The sequence below is a fragment of the Streptomyces lunaelactis genome, from assembly GCF_003054555.1.
In the GTDB taxonomy this organism is placed as follows: domain Bacteria; phylum Actinomycetota; class Actinomycetes; order Streptomycetales; family Streptomycetaceae; genus Streptomyces; species Streptomyces lunaelactis.
The window spans coordinates 3,651,896-3,668,701 of sequence record NZ_CP026304.1 but is presented as its reverse complement, the minus strand read 5'-3'; the positions used below and the strand labels follow the sequence as shown (position 1 = coordinate 3,668,701).

Below are 16,806 nucleotides of genomic sequence, written 5' to 3'. Positions count from 1 at the left end.
CGTTTCCTTGATGTGGTCGATCACCTGTGCGAGCCGGGGGTCCGGCTGCTGCCTTACGGATACCGCGTCCGGACGGGTGGAGTGCTGCGCCTATGGTTGCTCCAGCACTCCAGGACCAGCCTGCGCCTCGAAGGACAGCGATGCCCGCCAACACAACCGCCTCTTCCCCCAAGAAGAAGAAGGGGCGACGCGCCCGCCTGCTCGTGATCGTCCTGGTGCTGGCGCTTGTCGCGGGTGTCGGATATGCGACGTACTGGAGCATCAGTACCGTGCGCGCCTCGTTCCCGCAGACCACCGGAACAATCAAAGTCGACGGCCTCTCCGGCACGGTCGAGGTCAGACGCGACAGCTATGGCATCCCGCAGATCTACGCGGACAGCGACGAAGACCTGTTCCGCGCCCAGGGGTTCGTCCAGGCCCAGGACCGCTTCTGGGAGATGGACGTCCGCCGCCATATGACGGCCGGCCGGCTCTCCGAGATGTTCGGCTCCGGACAGGTCGAGACGGACGCCTTCCTGCGTACCCTCGGCTGGCGCCAGGTGGCGCAGCAGGAGTACGACACCCTCCTCACGCCCGAGACGAAGAAGTACCTCCAGGCGTACGCGGCCGGTGTCAACGCCTACCTCAAGGGCCGCGAGGGCAAGGAACTTTCCGTCGAGTACGCGGCCCTCTCCTTCACCAACGACTACAAGCCCGAGCCGTGGACGCCGGTCGACTCGGTGGCCTGGCTCAAGGCGATGGCCTGGGACCTGCGCGGCAACATGCAGGACGAGATCGACCGCTCGCTGCTGACCAGCAGGCTCACCGAGAAGCAGATCAAGGAGCTGTACCCCTCGTATCCGTACGACCGGAACAAGCCGATCGTCGACGCGGGCGGTATCGACCCCGTGACCGGCAAGTTCGACCCGGACGCTAAGCCGTCCGACCTGTCCGACGGCAGCGGCAGCAGCAGCGGCAGTGGCGGGAACAGCCCGGCGGGCGCCGCGCAGGGACTCAACTCCCAGCTCGCCGCGCTCTCCAGGACCCTCGACACCATCCCGGCGCTGCTGGGTCCCAGCGGCAGCGGCATCGGCTCCAACTCCTGGGTCGTCTCCGGCACGTACACGACGACCGGCAAGCCGATGCTGGCCAACGACCCCCATCTCGCGCCGTCGCTGCCCTCCCTCTGGTACCAGATGGGTCTGCACTGCCGGAAGGTCACGGCCTCCTGCCAGTACGACACCGCCGGCTACACCTTCTCCGGCATGCCCGGCGTGATCATCGGTCACAACCAGGACATCGCCTGGGGCTTCACCAACCTCGGTGCGGATGTCACCGACCTCTACCTGGAGAAGCTCAGCGGCAACAGCTACCAGGTGGGTGGCGAGGAGAAGGAGCTGAAGATCCGCACGGAGGTCATCAAGGTCGCGGGCGGACAAGACAAGACGATCAAGGTCCGCTCCACCGGCCACGGCCCGCTGGTCTCCGACCGCAGCACCGAGCTGGAGAAGGTCGGCGAGAAGGCCCCCGTCTCGACCGCGCCGGACCGCGGCGCCGGATACGCCGTCGCACTTCAGTGGACGGCCCTGCGGCCCGGCAAGTCGATGGACGCGGTCTTCGGGCTCGACCGCGCCAAGGACTTCAAGACCTTCCGCGCGGCCGCCAAGAACTTCGAGGTTCCCTCGCAGAACCTCATCTACGCCGACTCCAAGGGCCACATCGGCTACCAGGCCCCCGGCACGATTCCGGTCCGCGCCGAGGGCGACGGCACGACGCCCGCGCCCGGCTGGGACCCGAGGTACAAGTGGAAGGGCACCATCCCCTTCGATGAGCTGCCCTACGAGTACGACCCCGGCCGCGGCTACATCGTCACCGCCAACCAGTCGGTCATCGATGCGAAGAAGTACCCGTATCTGCTCACCAAGGACTACGGCTACGGCGCCCGCAGCCAGCGGATCAACGACCTCATCGAGTTGAAGATCCAGGGCGGCGGCAAGATCTCCACCGAAGACATGCGCACCATGCAGATGGACAACACCAGCGAGATCGCCAAGCTGCTGACTCCCTATCTGCTGAAGATCGACATCTCGGACCCCTATGTCCGCGAGGCTCAGAAGCTGTTGGAGGGCTGGGACTACTCGCAGGAGCCGGACTCCGGTGCCGCCGCGTACTTCAACGCGGTCTGGCGCAATGTCCTCAAGCTCTCCTTCGGCAACAAGCTGCCCAAGGAGCTGCGGGTCGAGGGCGAGTGCCTCAACGTCCGCCCGGCCGACAGCTCGGCCCCGGACGACGAGCTCAGCGAGCGGGTGCGGGAGTGCGGCGAGCGGGACACCGAGTCCGCGCAGCCGGACGGCGGCGACCGCTGGTACGAGGTGGTCCGCAACATCATCAAGGACGAGGACAACGCGTGGTGGCGGTCCCCGGCCAGCCGTACGGAGCCCGCGACCGCCACGCGCGACCAGCTGCTCGCCCGGGCCATGGACGACGCCCGCTGGGAGCTGACCGCCAAGCTCGGCAAGGACGCCTCCAGCTGGAGCTGGGGCCGGCTGCACCGGCTGACACTGAAGAACCAGACGCTCGGCACCGAGGGTCCCGGCTTCCTGCAGTTCGTACTGAACCGCGGCCCGTGGAACCTGGGCGGCGGCGAGGCGGCCGTCAATGCCACCGGCTGGAACGCGGCAGGCGGCTACGGCGTCATCTGGGTGCCGTCGATGCGGATGGTCGTCAATGTCGGCGACTGGGACAAGTCCCGCTGGATCAGCCTGACGGGTGCGTCGGGGCACGCGTACAGCGCGCACTACGTCGATCAGACCGACAAGTGGGCCAACGGCGAGCTGCTCGACTGGGCCTACAGCGATCAGGCCGTGAAGGCGAAGGCCACCGACACTCTCAAGCTCACGCCGTAGGGCCTGTCTTCCGGATCAGCCGGTGAAGCGCCTGACGGCCGTGGGTGTGATCACCGCGTGTACGGGGTGGTCGTGCGGTTCCTCCGGGACCCGTGCGACCACCTCGTTCGCGTACAGCAGGACCACCAGCGCGGGGTCGGCGCCGGCCGCCGCGAGCCGGGCGAGGACCCGGTCGTACGAGCCGCCGCCGCGGCCGAGCCGCATACCGCGACCGTCCACGGCGAGCCCGGGAAGGAGTACGGCATCGGCCTCCACCACGGCGTCCACGCCGAGCCGCTCGCCGTCCGGCTCCAGCAGCCCGCGGCCGGCGCGCACCAGATGCTCCGGGCCCCGGTACACACCCCAGTCCAGATCGTTGTCCGCCCTCAGGACCGGCAACAGGACGCGTACGCCCCGCGTGTGCAGCGCGTCGAGCAGCGTGCGCGTCCCGGGCTCGCGCCCCACGGAGACATATGCGGCGACTATGTGCGCTTCGGTCAATTCCGGGAGATCCAGGGCCTGTCGCGCAAGAACTGCGGCTGCCTGCTGGACGTCCTCGGGGGACAGTAGGCTCCGGGCGTCGAGGAGTTCACGCCGTACCGCATTCTTTGCGGACAAGTCATCGCTCATTGCGCTTTCGTAAACCTCTCGTATGCGTCTTTATGAGACGGAAGTTAACCGGAGGCTCATCTTCAGCCCATAGTCACCGGCTAGTCTGCGGCGCATGACTCAGTCGCACCCCAGGATCAGCAAGGCTGTCATCCCCGCCGCAGGTCTGGGCACCCGGTTCCTGCCTGCCACAAAGGCCACTCCCAAAGAGATGCTGCCTGTCGTCGACAAGCCCGCGATCCAGTACGTCGTCGAGGAGGCGGTCTCGGCCGGTCTCTCCGACGTGCTCATGATCACCGGCCGCAACAAGCGTCCCCTCGAGGACCACTTCGACCGCAATTACGAGCTGGAGAGCGCGCTCACCCGCAAGGGCGACGCCCAGCGTCTCGCGAAGGTCCAGGAGTCGAGCGACCTCGCCACCATGCACTATGTGCGCCAGGGCGATCCGCGCGGGCTCGGCCACGCCGTGCTGTGCGCCGCCCCGCACGTCGGTGACCAGCCCTTCGCGGTCCTCCTCGGCGACGACCTGATCGACCCGCGCGACCCGCTGCTCGCCCGCATGGTCGAGATCCAGGAGCGGGAGGGCGGCAGCGTGATCGCCCTGATGGAGGTCGACCCCTCGCAGATCCATCTGTACGGCTGCGCGGCCGTCGAGGCCACCGGCGAGTCGGACGTGGTCCGGGTGACCAACCTGGTCGAGAAGCCCGACCCGTCCGAGGCGCCGAGCAATCTCGCCATCATCGGCCGCTATGTCCTCGACCCCGCGGTCTTCGAGATACTGCGGAAGACCGAGCCGGGCCGCGGCAACGAGATCCAGCTCACCGACGCTCTCCAGAAGCTCGCCGAGGACGAGAAGGCGGGCGGCCCGGTGCACGGCGTGATCTTCAAGGGCCGCCGCTATGACACCGGCGACCGAGGTGACTACCTGCGGGCGATTGTCAGACTCGCATGCGAACGTGAAGACCTGGGCCCGGAGTTCCGGACCTGGCTTCGCAGTTATGTGAACGAGGAGATGTAGCACGTGAGCAGCACGATCTGGTCGGTGGACGACCATCTGGAGGACATCCTCGGGGCGATCCGCCCGCTGGACCCGATCGAGCTGCAACTGCCGGACGCCCAGGGCTGTGTTCTCGTCGAGGACGTCACGGTGTCCGTCGCCCTGCCGCCCTTCGACAACAGTTCCATGGACGGTTACGCGGTCCGTACGGCCGATGTCGCCGGAGCCACCGAGGAGTTCCCCGCGGTCCTCACGGTCATCGGCGATGTGGCGGCCGGCAGCGGGGGACAGCCCACCGTCGGGCCGGGCCAGGCCGCGCGCATCATGACCGGCGCCCCGCTGCCGCCCGGCGCCGAGGCCGTCGTCCCGGTCGAGTGGACCGACGGCGGCACGGGCGGGGGAGCGGCGACGGCCATGCGCCCGGCCGGCGAGGCCCCCGAGGGCGCGAGTGGCGAGGTCCGCGTCCACCGCCCCGCCGAGGCCAGGGCCCATGTCCGCGCGCGTGGCAGCGATGTCCAGGCGGGCGATCTGGCTCTGGAGGCGGGCACGGTCCTCGGCCCGCCACAGATCGGCCTGCTCGCCGCGATCGGCCGCGCCACCGTGCGCGTACGGCCCCGTCCGCGCGTCGTCGTGCTCTCCACCGGCAACGAACTGGTCCAGCCCGGCGAGGAGTTGGGCGAAGGCCAGATCTACGACTCCAACAGCTTCGCGCTGTGCGCCGCCGCGCGCGACGCGGGCGCCCTCTCCTACCGGGTGGGCGCGGTCACCGACGACGCGGAGACGCTGCGCGCGACCATCGAGGACCAGCTGATCCGCGCCGATCTGCTGGTCACGACGGGCGGGGTGAGCGTCGGTGCGTACGACGTGGTCAAGGAAGCCCTCTCGTCGGTGGGCGACGCGGACGTGCCCGGCAGCGGGATCGACTTCCGCAAGCTCGCGATGCAGCCCGGCAAGCCGCAGGGCTTCGGCTCGATCGGCCCCGAGCACACCCCGCTGCTGGCGCTCCCGGGCAATCCCGTCTCGTCGTACGTCTCCTTCGAGCTGTTCGTACATCCCGCGATCCGGGCCCTGATGGGCCTGAAGGACGTCCACAGGCCGAAGGTCCGCGCCGTCCTGAAGGCCGACAGGACCCTGTCGTCGCCCTCCGGCAAGCGGCAGTACCTGCGGGGTGCGTACGACCGCGCGTCGGGCACCGTCTCCCCGGTCGGCGGCTCCGGCTCCCATCTGATCGCGGCCCTCGCACATGCCGACTGCCTGATCGTCGTCCCGGAGACGGACACCTCGGTGGAGCCGGGCGCGGAGGTGGAAGTGGTCCTCATCGGCTGACCTGCTTACGGTGGCGGTACCGTGTCTGCCCACACAGGCCCCGCCGGGCCCTGACCGGGAGCGCAGCACCAGATGAGTACGCAAGGCAGGCTGACGCACATCGACGAGGCGGGGGCGGCCCGTATGGTCGACGTCTCCGGAAAGGACGTCACCGCACGCACCGCCAGCGCCAGTGGCCGGGTGCTGGTCTCACCGCGGGTGGTGGAGCTGCTGCGGGGCGAGGGCGTTCCCAAGGGCGACGCCCTGGCCACGGCCCGCATCGCGGGGATCATGGGCGCCAAGCGCACCCCCGATCTCATCCCGCTCTGTCACCCGCTGGCGGTCTCCGGCGTGACGCTGGATCTGTCGGTCGCCGATGACGCGGTGGAGATCACCGCCACGGTGAGGACCACCGACCGTACGGGTGTCGAGATGGAGGCCCTGACCGCGGTCTCGGTCGCCGCGCTGACCATCATCGACATGGTCAAGGCCGTCGACAAGGGCGCGGTGATCACCGACGTGCGGGTCGAGGAGAAGACGGGCGGCAAGTCCGGCGACTGGAGCCGCTCATGAGCCCGCGTGGCGGAGAGGTCTACAGCCACAGCCACCGGCCCGGCGCCGACGTATCGGATGCCGCGACGGGCGGGGCGTTGCTCGCGCCGTACAGCGCGCTGGTCGTCACCGCCTCCAACCGCGCCGCGGCCGGTGTGTACGAGGACAAGGGCGGCCCGCTCCTCGCCGAGGGGCTGACGAAGTTGGGCTTCGCCATCGACGGCCCCCAGGTCGTCCCCGACGGTGACCCGGTCGAGCGGGCCCTGCGGGACGGGGTGGCCGCCGGCTACGACGTCATCCTCACCACCGGCGGCACCGGCATCTCGCCCACCGACCGCACTCCCGAGGCCACCCGCCGGGTCCTCGACCACGAGATCCCCGGCATCCCCGAGGCGATCCGCGCGTACGGTCGAGAGAAGGTGCCCACCGCGGCGCTGTCCCGCGGCCTCGCCGGTGTCGCGGGAGGGACCCTGATCGTCAACCTCCCCGGCTCCACCGGCGGAGTGCGCGACGGACTGGCCGTACTGGAGCCGCTCCTCATCCATGCCGTGGACCAGATCCGCGGCGGCGACCACCCCAGAACCGCCGGGAGCCCAAGCTGAACGCCCCGTCCTGGCCGGTGATCCTGGTGGACGGCGATATCGCCCTCCGCCCGATAAAGCTGCGCGACCAGCGGTCCTGGCGCGAGGTCAACCGGCGCAACCGCGACTGGCTGCGGCCGTGGGAAGCGACGATTCCGCCGCCCGCCCCCGGCGGGCCCCACGCCCAGCGCCCCACCTACCGCCAGATGGTCCGCCATCTGCGCGCCGAGGCCGGCGCGGGGCGGATGCTGCCCTTCGTCATTGAGTACCAGGGGCAGCTCGTCGGCCAGCTGACGGTCGCCGGGATCACCTGGGGCTCGATGTGCTCGGGCCATGTCGGCTACTGGGTGGACCGGCAGGTCGCGGGCCGCGGCGTCATGCCGACGGCCGTCGCCCTCGCCGTCGACCACTGCTTCCGTACGGTCGGACTGCACCGCATCGAGGTCTGCATTCGCCCGGAGAACGGCCCCAGCCTCCGGGTCGTGGAGAAACTCGGATTCCGCGAAGAGGGACTGCGCCCCGGTTATCTCCACATCGACGGTGGGTGGCGGGACCATCTGGTCTTCGCGCTCACGGCCGAAGAGGTCCCGGAAGGACTGCTCCACCGCTGGCACCAGGCACGACCCGGAACGTCACGGGAAATAAAATAAGTGTTCGAAACTGATCGCTGCTGGCCACGATTGATCTGAACAATCACAAAAAAAGTCCGTGATATCAGCCAGATCGTGCGACACACCGGGCCAATTGGCGGATGCCCTCAGGCGAACCCCTCTACGGTGTGAAGCGTGAGCAGCAGCGGCCTCATCTACGCAGTCATCGTCGGGGCCTGGGCCGCCTACTTGGTGCCGATGTGGCTCCGCAGGCAGGACGAGCTCAATGAAGCCCGTCCGACGGAACGCTTCTCCACCGCCATCCGGCTACTGTCCGGACGCGGGGCGATGGAGCGCCGGTACGCCAGGGAGCTGCGGGAGCGCACCGCCGAGGAGGCGGGGCCCGACGGGGACCCGGACGCGGCCACGGACCGTTTGAGTTCCGTGGACGTCCGGGCCTTCGCCGCGCCCCCGGCACGTACGGAAGCCCGGATGGATGTCCCGGCCCGGCAGGCGCCCGCAGCCCCGGCCGTACCGTCACAGGTGCGGCCCCCGGCCCCGCGCCCGCGGCCGAACGGTGCCGCGGCCGAGCGCGCGCGGCGCACCAAGGTCCTGGCCCGCCGCAGACGTACGACCGTTGTCCTCTTCTTCGCCTTCACGCTGGGCGCGATCGTCGCCGCGGTCGGCGGGCTCGGTTTCCTGTGGGCCCCGGCCGGCCCGGCGGTGCTGCTCAGCGTGTACATCGTGCATCTGCGCAGCCAGGAGCGACGGCGCTTCGAGTTCACCATGGACCGGCGCCGGGCCGAGGCCGCGGCGCAGCGGCTGCGCGAGAACCGTCCCCGCCGGCACCAGGCCCCCGCGGCGTCCGCCGCCGAGCCGGACGAGGAGCCCGAGGCGCGCCCCGAGCCCGAACCCGCCGCCGCGCTCTCGCCCCAGGAGGCGGGCCGCCGCGCGCTGGTCGAGCAGACGGACCATGCGGAGTGGGTCGACCAGCAGCGCGAACGCGGCCCGGCGCGCGGCGACAGCTGGGACCCCGTCCCGGTCCCGCTGCCGACGTACGTGACCGCGCCCGTCGCCCCGCGCGCGACGAGCGGCGTGGACTTCAGCGACCCGGAGACCTGGAGCTCGGCCCGATCGTCGACCGCGGAGCCGACCCCGGAACCGACGCCGGCCGCGGACTCGCCGCCGCGTCAGCGGACCGGGCCGCCCCGCCGCATGCGTGACCGCGGCCGCACTCCGCTCTTCGACCAATATGAGGACGAGGACCGGCCGCGCGCCGCCAACGAGTGAGCCCGCGCACGTCCGGCCGGGCTCCGCTCGGCTTCCGTGACCAGCGAGGGAACGGATTTCCAAGCACCCCGATGGGGGTGCTAAGGTTTCACTCGTTGCAAGGGCCTGTGGCGCAGTCTGGTAGCGCACCTCGTTCGCATCGAGGGGGTCTGGGGTTCAAATCCCCACAGGTCCACAACAGCTCAGAGCCCCTACCGGGGGAATCCGGTAGGGGCTCTTTGGCGTCGTCCAGCAGCGAAGTACAGCAACTACGTCTGATCTTGCCCGTCCAGGTGCTTGCCCAGCTTCCGCAGAGCTTTGCGTGTGGCCTCGGACGGGATGTGCGTGTAGATCTCCATCGTCACGGCGATCTTGCTGTGTCGGAGGATCTGCATCGCGACGCGAGGGTGCACGTCGAGAGCGGCAAGCAGTGATCCGCACGTATGGCGGGTGTCGTGCAAGCGGATCTTGGGACAGTTGCGCCGGAGCCTTGGCGAGGAGCGTTGGAAACAGGTGGTCGCCTGGTGCCGCCTGACGGTCGCCGACCCCGGGGTGGTGCTGGCGCACGGCGCGGCCGGTCTCGGGGCGTTCGTCGTCGAACCCGGCTCCGGACGCTCCGACCTGCTCGTCGGCGAGGACGCGTGCGCGGCGCCGTGGTACTTCGATCTCGGCTGGGTCGTCGGCGAGCTGGTCGAGTTGCAGTGGCAGTTGGGCGGCGACAAGGAATCGTGGCAGGCCCTCACCAGCGCGCTGTTCGAGGGGTACGGCCGCGAGCTGGGACAGGAGTGGAAATCGATGGCGGCGCTGCGCATCCTGCTCCACGTCCATGACATCGCCGCCTACGTCGACGACTTCGACCGCGGCTTCGACCACTACTGCGACTTCCTGAGGTTTCTCGTCGACCTCCCGCAGAACGAGGATTCCGAGGACTCCAAGGATGAAGCACAAGGTCAGTAGGGCAACCCTCGGCAACGGTCTGCGGGTCGTCGTCGAGCGGCAGCCAGGCGCGTCGCGCACAGCGGTCTGCGTCCACTACGGGGTGGGCTACCGGTCGGAGCGGCCCGATCGGGAAGGGTTCGCCCATCTCTTCGAGCACTTGATGTTCCGGGGCAGCGCGAGCCTTCCCGAGGGTCGTTTCTACGACCACATCCACTCGCTGGGCGGCCAGGCGAACGGCACCACCCACCAGGACTACACCGACTACCACCAGGTGGTCCCGGCCGCGGCCCTGGAACAGGCGCTGTTCAGCGAGGCCGATCGGATGCGGGCGCCCCGGTTCACCGAGCAGTCGCTGGCCGGTCAGCTGGACGGCATCGAGGTGGAGATCCACGAGGCGGTGGAAGCCCGGCCGTACGGAGGGTTCCCCTGGCCGCTGCTGCCCGGTGTGGTCTTCGAGAACTTCGCCAACGCCCATGACGGATACGGCCGTCTGGAGCAGCTCCGCACGGCGACGGTCGCTGAGTGCGAGGAGTTCTTCGAGGCCCATTACGCTCCGGGCAACGCGGTGCTGACCGTGGTCGGTGACCACGACCCCGAGGAGCTGCTGGCCCTGGCCGAGCGGTATTTCGGCGGCATACCGGCGCGCTCGTTCGCCCCGTCACCCGATCTGCGCGAGCGGGACCTCACCGAGGACCGGTGGGCGACCTGCACGGAACCCGAGGTTCCCGCGACGGCCGTGGCCGTCGGCTACCGGCTGCCCGATTCCCGCGCGGACATGGCGGGTTATCTGGCGCATGCCGTACTGGCCGAGATCATCAGCCAGCAGGGACTGGAGGGCGTCCAGGCGGCGTCGGCCGGCTGCGGCGTTTTCGGTCCGCTGGACGCCAGGGACCCCGACCTCCTGGTCATCACCGCTCTGGTGCCCCCGGCGGTCTCGCCGCGGCAGGCGGTGGAGGCGATGACCGGGCGGTGGTCCTCCTGGGCCGACGACCCCCGACTCGAACGGATTCAGGCCCAGGCGGTCCGACGCATGATCACCGAACACCACCGGCAGCACGTCGAGGTGTACGTCCGCGGCCGCGCCCTGGGCCGGCTGGAACTTCTGTTCGGGCGGGCCGAGCTGCTCGACGAGCTCCCCGCCCGGCTCGGCGAGATCGGCCCCGGTGACGTCGCCGCCGCCGCTCGCGGCCTGCACGCGGCGGCCAAGGGCGTTCTGGTGATGGCCCCTGGCGCTGCCAGGACCCGCCCGGCCCCGGCCCGCGATACGGGTCCCGCGCCCGCCGCGTTGGAGCCCCCCGGCACGCCCGGCCCGGTGGCGGGGCCGCCGACTGTCCCGGCGCCGGCCCGGCCGGTCCCGCCGCTCGGCGCGCAGCCCACGCCGTACTACGGCCCCCGGCGTGATGTCACTCTCGTCGGCGGTACGCGCGTCGTGGCGGTCAGGGACGGACGCATCCCGTTGGTGGAGCTGCGGCTGCGGCTGCCGCTGGGCGCGTCAGGGTGGCGGCGCCCGGAGGATGTCGACGCGCTGGTCCATGTGCTGGCCGGGCGTACCGGAGTGACAGGCCGTGCGGAGGAGCGGGGTGGCTCGTTCCACCTGTCCACCGACGGCCAGTGGCTCGACATCACCGGTTTCACGCCCCCGGACGGGGTCACGGACTGGCTGGGACTACTGGGCGAGCTCGCGGCCCCGGTGGGCGCTGTGGTGCCGCTGCGTACACCGTCGCGCCGCCGTGACCCCGGGGCGGTGGCCGATACCGCGTTGCGCGGGCATTGGCTCGCCCACACCGCCCCGTCGCGCGAACGGACCGGGGAACGCCCCGGCCTCGACATGGTGCACCACGACATCCTGCGCCGGGGCGGGGGCTGGCTGGTGGCCGTCGGCGACATCGACCCCGACCGGTTCGCCGCCGACGCCGAACGGGCCCTGTCCGGCTGGAAGGCGGCCGCGCCTGGGGAGGCGGGCGCGTACGCGGAAACGGGCGCGTACGGGGAGGCGGGCGCGTCGCTGGGCACCAGCACACTGGCGCTCCATCACGACGCCATGGCGGACGTGCACCTGACGCTGAGCGCGCCGGAGCCGACGGGGGACACCGCTTCGGCGGCCCGGTACCTGGCCACCGCGGTGGCCGGTGCCCACTACCAGTCCCGGATGGCCGCCCACAGCCTTCGCGCGGGTCTTGACCATACGGTGTACTCCGCGCGCGACATCTGCCTCGGCACCTCCCGGGCCTACGTCAGGGCGACGTTGCCCGAGCGGCACGCGGCAGGCGGCGTGGCGGGCATCGCGGAGGTGTTGGGCGAGCTCCGGACCGTCCCCGTCACCGCGGCCGAACTTGAGCCGATCCGCACCTTCTGCGCCGCCCAACTGCTGGGGGTTTTCGACTCCCCGGCGGCCAAGGCCGACCTGCTTCGCGACACGGTCTCCGCGGGCAGGCGGCCCGAATGGGCGGAGCGGTTGCCGGAACTTCTGCGGCAGTCGACCCCGGCCGAGGTCGGGACGGCGTGCGCCGACCTCTTCGCCGCGGACCGTATGACCATGGTCGTGCTGGGCAGGCCAGGACTGGCCTCGGAGACGGCCGATCGGTGGACCGCGCTGCTGGAAGGCAGCGGCACACCGCCGGCTCCGGTCCCTCGCCCGCACGCCGGCCCCCTGGCGTGACCTTCCGCTGTCACCCGCCTGTCCGCCCGGCCTTCGAGCCGGGCGGGCAGGCGGCGCTTTGGCTGGTCACCCCGGGCGGGACCGGAGTCACTCACCGGGCGATACCGGATCCCGTCGGACCAGGTCCCCCAGTTCGACGATGCGGCGGAGTTCGGCGATATGCCCGGAGAAAGCCTGTCGGCCGTCCGGAGTCAGCGCGATCCAGGTGCGGGGGTAGGACGCGCCCCGGGCCTTCGTGACGTCCAGATAGCCGGCCGTCTGGAGGATCTTGACGTGCTTGCTCAGTACCGAGTCGCTGACGTCGAGGGCATCGCGGAGCGTGGAGAAGGCCATCGTCTCAACAGCGGCGAGCATGGTGCAGATCTGGAGGCGGTTGGGTGCGTGGATCACTTCGTTGAAGCGGGACCCGGTCACAGCCCCGCCCGCAGGTCTCGCCGCGCGGCCGCGTCGATGCGGTAGCCCATGCCCGTGGTGAGGGCGCCGATCAGGACCCCGGCGCCCGCGATGGCCCACCGTACGTCCGCGCCCCACTCCAGGTACATGCCGGTGGCGGCCAGGCCGAGCAACGCCACCACGTAGGCCATGGACAGCTGACTGGCGCCAGGGGTGCTCATGTAACGGTCCATGGAAACGCCCGTTGAGCGCTGAAGTGTCCAGCCGAGCCCGAGCACCACGAGTATGAAGGGCCCGACGGCCCAGTTGGCCATGCGCAGGCTCATGGAGACGAACACGAGCGCGAACGCGACTCCCAGCCCCACGTGGTACCACCACGGACTGGTAATGCGGTCCGCCACCCGGGCGCGGGACTCGGCGGCGGCGTTCAGAGCGGCGAGGGCGTGGGCGGCGTCGGGCGTGCTGGGAGTGGAGAAATTGTTTTCCATGTTGGAAAGTATATGTGGATTGCTGTCCATTGCCATCCGATCGCAAGATCGGGCGGGATCTCGTCGTTTTGCGCATGCCGCGCGGGCGAATCCGGCTTTTAATGCTGAATGTCCACTGTGTCTCTCTCTGGATCACTGCCAGACCGATGCCGGTCGATGCCGGGTTGATGTCACAGAGAGCACGTCCAGACTCGGCAGCCGTAGGCGTGCCGGTTCTCGTCGGGAGAAACGCATGTCGTTGGCTTCGCCGCTGCCGGACTCCCGTCCCCCCGGGCCCGCGGCCCGCAAAAGTCTGCTGCGCAGGCTCGGTGAATGGTGCGCCCGCCGCTGTGTGATCGTCCTCGTCCTCTGGCTGGTCGCCCTCGCCGGTCTTCAAGTGCTGCATCGCACATATGGCGGCGAGTACTCCGACGACTTCTCGCTGTCCGACGTGCAGTCGACGGAGGGGCTTGACGTACTGAAGGAGCACGAGCCCTCCGCGGGCGGCTACAGCAGCCAGATCGTGCTGCACGACACCGCCAAGCCGCTCACCGACCTCGGCTCGCAGATGTCCACGGTGGTCGGGAATCTGCAGAAGCTGCCAGATGTGATCTCGGTGCAGAATCCGCTGCCTCCCCCCGGATCCACGCCACCGGCCCAGCCGTCCGGACAGAACGTCGGTCCGCTGTCCACGGACGGCTCGACCGCGTACATCACCATCAGTTTCAGCAAGCAGCCCTCCACCCTGGAGGAGTCGTACCTCGACGGGGTGGACCAGGCCGTCCAGCCTCTGCGGTCCGCCGGAGTGGATGTGGAGTACGGCGGTGCGCTGGGTGAGCTGGACCGTCCAGCGGCCGACGACCGGATCAGTGAACTGATCGGTTTCGCCGTGGCGATCGTGGTGCTGCTGATCGGCTTCGGCAGTGTGATCGCCGCCGGTCTGCCGCTGCTGACCGCGCTGATCGCCGTGATCTGCGGGCTCGCCGTCCTCGGGCTGGTCGCGGCCGCGTTCACCTTCGCCACGGTCTCGCCGACGCTGGCCACCATGATCGGCCTCGGCGTGGGCATCGACTACGCGCTGTTCCTGATCACCCGGCACCGGCAGAACCTCATCGACGGCGCCGACCCGGTGAGCGCGGCCGGCCGGGCGGTGGCCACCAGCGGCAGGGCGGTGCTCGTATCCGGATGCACGGTCATCGTCGCCCTGTGCGGCCTCTGGGTCTCCGGGGTCAGCTTCATCGGCAAACTCGGAGTGGCCGCCGCCATCACCGTGGTCACGGCGGTCATCGGCGCGCTCACGCTGGTGCCCGCGATGCTGGGGCTGGTCGGCAGGCGGATCGACAAATACCACGTGCGCAAGACGGTCGCCGAGACGGACGCGGAGCCCGGTGCCGAGGCGCACGGAACCTGGCACCGGTACGCGCAGCGCGTCGAGCGCCGCCCCTGGTGGTTCCTGACCGGCGGGGTGGTCGTCATCGCCGTGCTCGCCATCCCGCTGTTCTCGATCCAGCTCGGCCATATCGGGGACGGCGCGGATCCGAAGTCCTTTACGGACAGGCGTGCGTTCGACCTGATGTCCGACGCCTTCGGGCCCGGATCCAACGGTCCGCTGACCCTCGTCATCGACCAGACCTCGGTGCCGTCGGGCGACCGGTCGGCGCTCTCCTCGCAGGCCCAGAAGGCGCTCACCAATGTGCCGGGGGCCGCCACGATCACGCCGCTCAAGCCGACTCAGGACGGTGACGTCCTGGTCGCGACCGCGTACTCGAAGCAGGCGCCGCAGGACGAGGACACCACCCAGCTGGTCAACCGGCTGGTGGACGACACCCTGCCCGAGGCCGTCTCCGGCACCGCCGCGAAGGGCTATGTCACGGGCACGACGGCCGCGCAGGTCGACTTCCTGGACATCGTCTCCGAGCGGCTGCCGCTGATCATCCTGGTCGTGATCGGCCTCGCCTTCATCATCATCCTGATCGTCTTCCGCGGGCTGCTGGTCGCGGTCAAGGCGGCCGTGCTGAACGTCCTTTCCATCGCGGCCTCGTACGGAGTCGTGGTCGCCGTCTTCCAGTGGGGCTGGGGCGGTCCGGCGCTGGGGGTGTCGGGCGACGTGCCCATCGAGAGCTATGTGCCGATGATGATGTTCGCGATCGTCTTCGGCCTGAGCATGGACTACGAGATCTTCCTGCTCTCCCGTGTCCGGGAGGCGTGGCTGCGCACCGGCGACTCCAAGGCGAGCGTCGCGCACGCGTTGGAGATCACCGCGCGGGTCATCACCTGCGCCGCGCTGATCATGGTCAGCGTCTTCGCCGCCTTCATCATCAGCGACAACATCGTCGTGAAGATGCTGGGTCTGGGCCTCGCCGTGAGCGTGCTGATCGACGCGACGGTGGTGCGGCTGCTCCTGGTCCCGGCGGTGATGACGCTGCTCGGGTCGGCGGCGTGGTGGCTCCCGCGGTGGCTGGACCGGATCCTGCCGCATGTGGACGCGGAGGGCGAGAACGAGGAGGCTGCTGCGGCGGGCGGCGGGACCGGCGGGAGCTGAGTGCCCCCGCCGGCCCGGCAGGCTCAGGACACCTGGGCCTTGTCGTACACCGACTTGGCGTCATTGCCGAAGTACGGACCGAACATCCTGTTCGGCAGGAAGGTGTAGCCGAAGCTGTTCACCGAGGCCTGCAGCCCGGTGCCCGTGGCCTCGCTGAACGAGGTGAACCAGGGGCCGCCGCTGGAGCCGCCCGTCATGTTGCAGCCCAGGCTGTGGTCCTGGGAGAACAGCCAGTCCTTCGAGGAGTTCCCGCTGCAGTAGATGAGCTTCGTGCCGTCGTACGGGGCGGCCGCGGGGAAGCCGAAGGCGTACATGGCCTTGTTGTAGCCGCCGTTGAAGCTCAGGCCCTGCGCGCCGACCGTCGCGGTGAGTGTCCTGCCGTCCAGCGGGGCGACGACCGCCGCGCCGACGTCGTAGTTGATGTCCTCGCTCGCCACCCACTGGGTGGTCGAGAAGGTCTTGGTGGCCGACCACTGGCCGTACGGGGCCTGGCCGTTGTTGTAGCCGGGCACGAAGACCCAGTTGGTGTGCCAGGCGCCCTGGTACTTCACGCAGTGGCCCGCGGTGATCACCGTGCTGCCGTTCTGGCTGGTGACCGAGTCGCCGGAGCAGGAAGCCGTACGTCCCTGGAAGCTGAAGAACACCCGGCCGGAGGTTTTGACCACGGCGCCGCTGCCCGTCCAGGGGCCGCCGGCCTGCGGAAAGGCCATCGGTGACAGGGCAGTTGACGCGGCGGTCGGGGATATGACCGTCTCCTTGCCGCCCGGCCTCGGGGCCTTGACGGAGCCGGGGGCGACCCGGATCACGTCGAGCGGGGTGGCGTCGCGCATCCGCTCGGCGGTCCAGAAGCCCTGCGTCTGGCGCTGCTTGAAGACGGTGGGCGAGGTGTCCGGTAAGGGGGCGGCGCCGGCGGTGGCGGCGGAGAGTGCTCCGGCGAGCAGGGTGCCGACGGCCAACAGGATCCCGGCGGCGGTGCGATGGCGTCTCACGCATGTCTCCTTCTGCCGTGCCCGCGCGTGGAGTCGCGCGGGCAGGGTGG

General features: G+C 70.0%; 15 protein-coding genes and 1 tRNA gene. 11 read left to right on the top strand and 5 right to left on the bottom strand.

Going from position 1 to position 16,806, the window contains the following annotated elements; all coding sequences use genetic code 11:
• Positions 1-140 precede the first annotated feature (140 nt).
• Positions 141-2,885, top strand: coding sequence for a penicillin acylase family protein (locus tag SLUN_RS16455; protein WP_108149209.1), 2,745 nt, complete (start codon positions 141-143; stop codon positions 2,883-2,885).
• Positions 2,886-2,900: 15 nt separating this feature from the next.
• Here the strand turns inward: SLUN_RS16455 and SLUN_RS16450 are convergent, their stop codons facing one another.
• On the bottom strand, positions 2,901-3,494 hold the full coding sequence (locus SLUN_RS16450; protein WP_108149208.1) for a 5-formyltetrahydrofolate cyclo-ligase: 594 nt from the start codon (positions 3,492-3,494) through the stop codon (positions 2,901-2,903).
• A 94-nt stretch (positions 3,495-3,588) separates the two neighbouring features.
• On the opposite strand from SLUN_RS16450, the gene galU reads away from it, so the two are divergent.
• From galU to SLUN_RS16415, 7 genes are all read left to right on the top strand, one after another.
• The gene (galU, locus tag SLUN_RS16445; RefSeq protein ID WP_108149207.1) at positions 3,589-4,491 is read left to right on the top strand and encodes a UTP--glucose-1-phosphate uridylyltransferase GalU; all 903 of its coding nucleotides are present in this window, start codon (positions 3,589-3,591) and stop codon (positions 4,489-4,491) included.
• 3 nt (positions 4,492-4,494) lie between these two features.
• The gene (gene glp, locus SLUN_RS16440; protein WP_108149206.1) at positions 4,495-5,796 is read left to right on the top strand and encodes a molybdotransferase-like divisome protein Glp; all 1,302 of its coding nucleotides are present in this window, start codon (positions 4,495-4,497) and stop codon (positions 5,794-5,796) included.
• A gap of 72 nt (positions 5,797-5,868) precedes the next feature.
• On the top strand, positions 5,869-6,348 hold the full coding sequence (moaC, locus tag SLUN_RS16435; RefSeq protein ID WP_108149205.1) for a cyclic pyranopterin monophosphate synthase MoaC: 480 nt from the start codon (positions 5,869-5,871) through the stop codon (positions 6,346-6,348).
• Positions 6,345-6,929, top strand: coding sequence for a MogA/MoaB family molybdenum cofactor biosynthesis protein (locus SLUN_RS16430; RefSeq protein WP_108149204.1), 585 nt, complete (start codon positions 6,345-6,347; stop codon positions 6,927-6,929). Before moaC ends, SLUN_RS16430 begins: the two co-directional genes overlap by 4 nt.
• A 17-nt stretch (positions 6,930-6,946) precedes the next feature.
• Positions 6,947-7,558, top strand: coding sequence for a GNAT family N-acetyltransferase (locus SLUN_RS16425; protein WP_108149203.1), 612 nt, complete (start codon positions 6,947-6,949; stop codon positions 7,556-7,558).
• Positions 7,559-7,693: 135 nt separating this feature from the next.
• On the top strand, positions 7,694-8,788 hold the full coding sequence (sepX, locus tag SLUN_RS16420; protein WP_108149202.1) for a divisome protein SepX/GlpR: 1,095 nt from the start codon (positions 7,694-7,696) through the stop codon (positions 8,786-8,788).
• A gap of 101 nt (positions 8,789-8,889) precedes the next feature.
• Positions 8,890-8,963 (top strand) — tRNA-Ala (locus SLUN_RS16415).
• Between the two features lie 73 nt (positions 8,964-9,036).
• On the opposite strand, the gene SLUN_RS41185 is transcribed toward SLUN_RS16415, so the two are convergent.
• Positions 9,037-9,228, bottom strand: a complete 192-nt coding sequence (locus SLUN_RS41185; protein WP_503461799.1) for a hypothetical protein — start codon at positions 9,226-9,228, stop codon at positions 9,037-9,039.
• A 16-nt stretch (positions 9,229-9,244) separates the two neighbouring features.
• On the opposite strand from SLUN_RS41185, the gene SLUN_RS39980 reads away from it, so the two are divergent.
• On the top strand, positions 9,245-9,724 hold the full coding sequence (locus SLUN_RS39980; RefSeq protein WP_170146520.1) for a hypothetical protein: 480 nt from the start codon (positions 9,245-9,247) through the stop codon (positions 9,722-9,724).
• A complete protein-coding gene (locus tag SLUN_RS16400; protein WP_108149200.1) occupies positions 9,705-12,365 on the top strand; it encodes a M16 family metallopeptidase in 2,661 nt (886 codons plus the stop codon). The genes SLUN_RS39980 and SLUN_RS16400 overlap by 20 nt, the downstream gene beginning before the upstream one ends.
• An 87-nt stretch (positions 12,366-12,452) precedes the next feature.
• Here the strand turns inward: SLUN_RS16400 and SLUN_RS16395 are convergent, their stop codons facing one another.
• Positions 12,453-12,779: a transcriptional regulator gene (locus SLUN_RS16395; RefSeq protein WP_108149199.1), complete on the bottom strand. Its 327-nt coding sequence runs from the start codon at positions 12,777-12,779 to the stop codon at positions 12,453-12,455.
• Positions 12,776-13,246, bottom strand: coding sequence for a hypothetical protein (locus SLUN_RS16390; RefSeq protein ID WP_108149198.1), 471 nt, complete (start codon positions 13,244-13,246; stop codon positions 12,776-12,778). Before SLUN_RS16390 ends, SLUN_RS16395 begins: the two co-directional genes overlap by 4 nt.
• A 232-nt stretch (positions 13,247-13,478) precedes the next feature.
• On the opposite strand from SLUN_RS16390, the gene SLUN_RS16385 reads away from it, so the two are divergent.
• Positions 13,479-15,767, top strand: a complete 2,289-nt coding sequence (locus tag SLUN_RS16385; protein WP_108149197.1) for an MMPL family transporter — start codon at positions 13,479-13,481, stop codon at positions 15,765-15,767.
• A gap of 23 nt (positions 15,768-15,790) precedes the next feature.
• On the opposite strand, the gene SLUN_RS16380 is transcribed toward SLUN_RS16385, so the two are convergent.
• The gene (locus tag SLUN_RS16380; protein WP_108149196.1) at positions 15,791-16,756 is read right to left on the bottom strand and encodes a trypsin-like serine peptidase; all 966 of its coding nucleotides are present in this window, start codon (positions 16,754-16,756) and stop codon (positions 15,791-15,793) included.
• Positions 16,757-16,806: the final 50 nt, after the last annotated feature.

What these genes read in the sequence shown, in the direction of transcription:
- SLUN_RS16455 (WP_108149209.1), top strand. Translation starts at nt 141, where the DNA reads ATGCCCGCCAACACAACCGCCTCTTCCCCCAAGAAGAAGAAGGGGCGA.
- SLUN_RS16450 (WP_108149208.1), bottom strand. Translation starts at nt 3,494, where the DNA reads ATGAGCGATGACTTGTCCGCAAAGAATGCGGTACGGCGTGAACTCCTC.
- galU (WP_108149207.1), top strand. Translation starts at nt 3,589, where the DNA reads ATGACTCAGTCGCACCCCAGGATCAGCAAGGCTGTCATCCCCGCCGCA.
- moaC (WP_108149205.1), top strand. Translation starts at nt 5,869, where the DNA reads ATGAGTACGCAAGGCAGGCTGACGCACATCGACGAGGCGGGGGCGGCC.
- SLUN_RS16430 (WP_108149204.1), top strand. Translation starts at nt 6,345, where the DNA reads ATGAGCCCGCGTGGCGGAGAGGTCTACAGCCACAGCCACCGGCCCGGC.
- SLUN_RS16400 (WP_108149200.1), top strand. Translation starts at nt 9,705, where the DNA reads ATGAAGCACAAGGTCAGTAGGGCAACCCTCGGCAACGGTCTGCGGGTC.
- SLUN_RS16390 (WP_108149198.1), bottom strand. Translation starts at nt 13,246, where the DNA reads ATGGAAAACAATTTCTCCACTCCCAGCACGCCCGACGCCGCCCACGCC.
- SLUN_RS16385 (WP_108149197.1), top strand. Translation starts at nt 13,479, where the DNA reads ATGTCGTTGGCTTCGCCGCTGCCGGACTCCCGTCCCCCCGGGCCCGCG.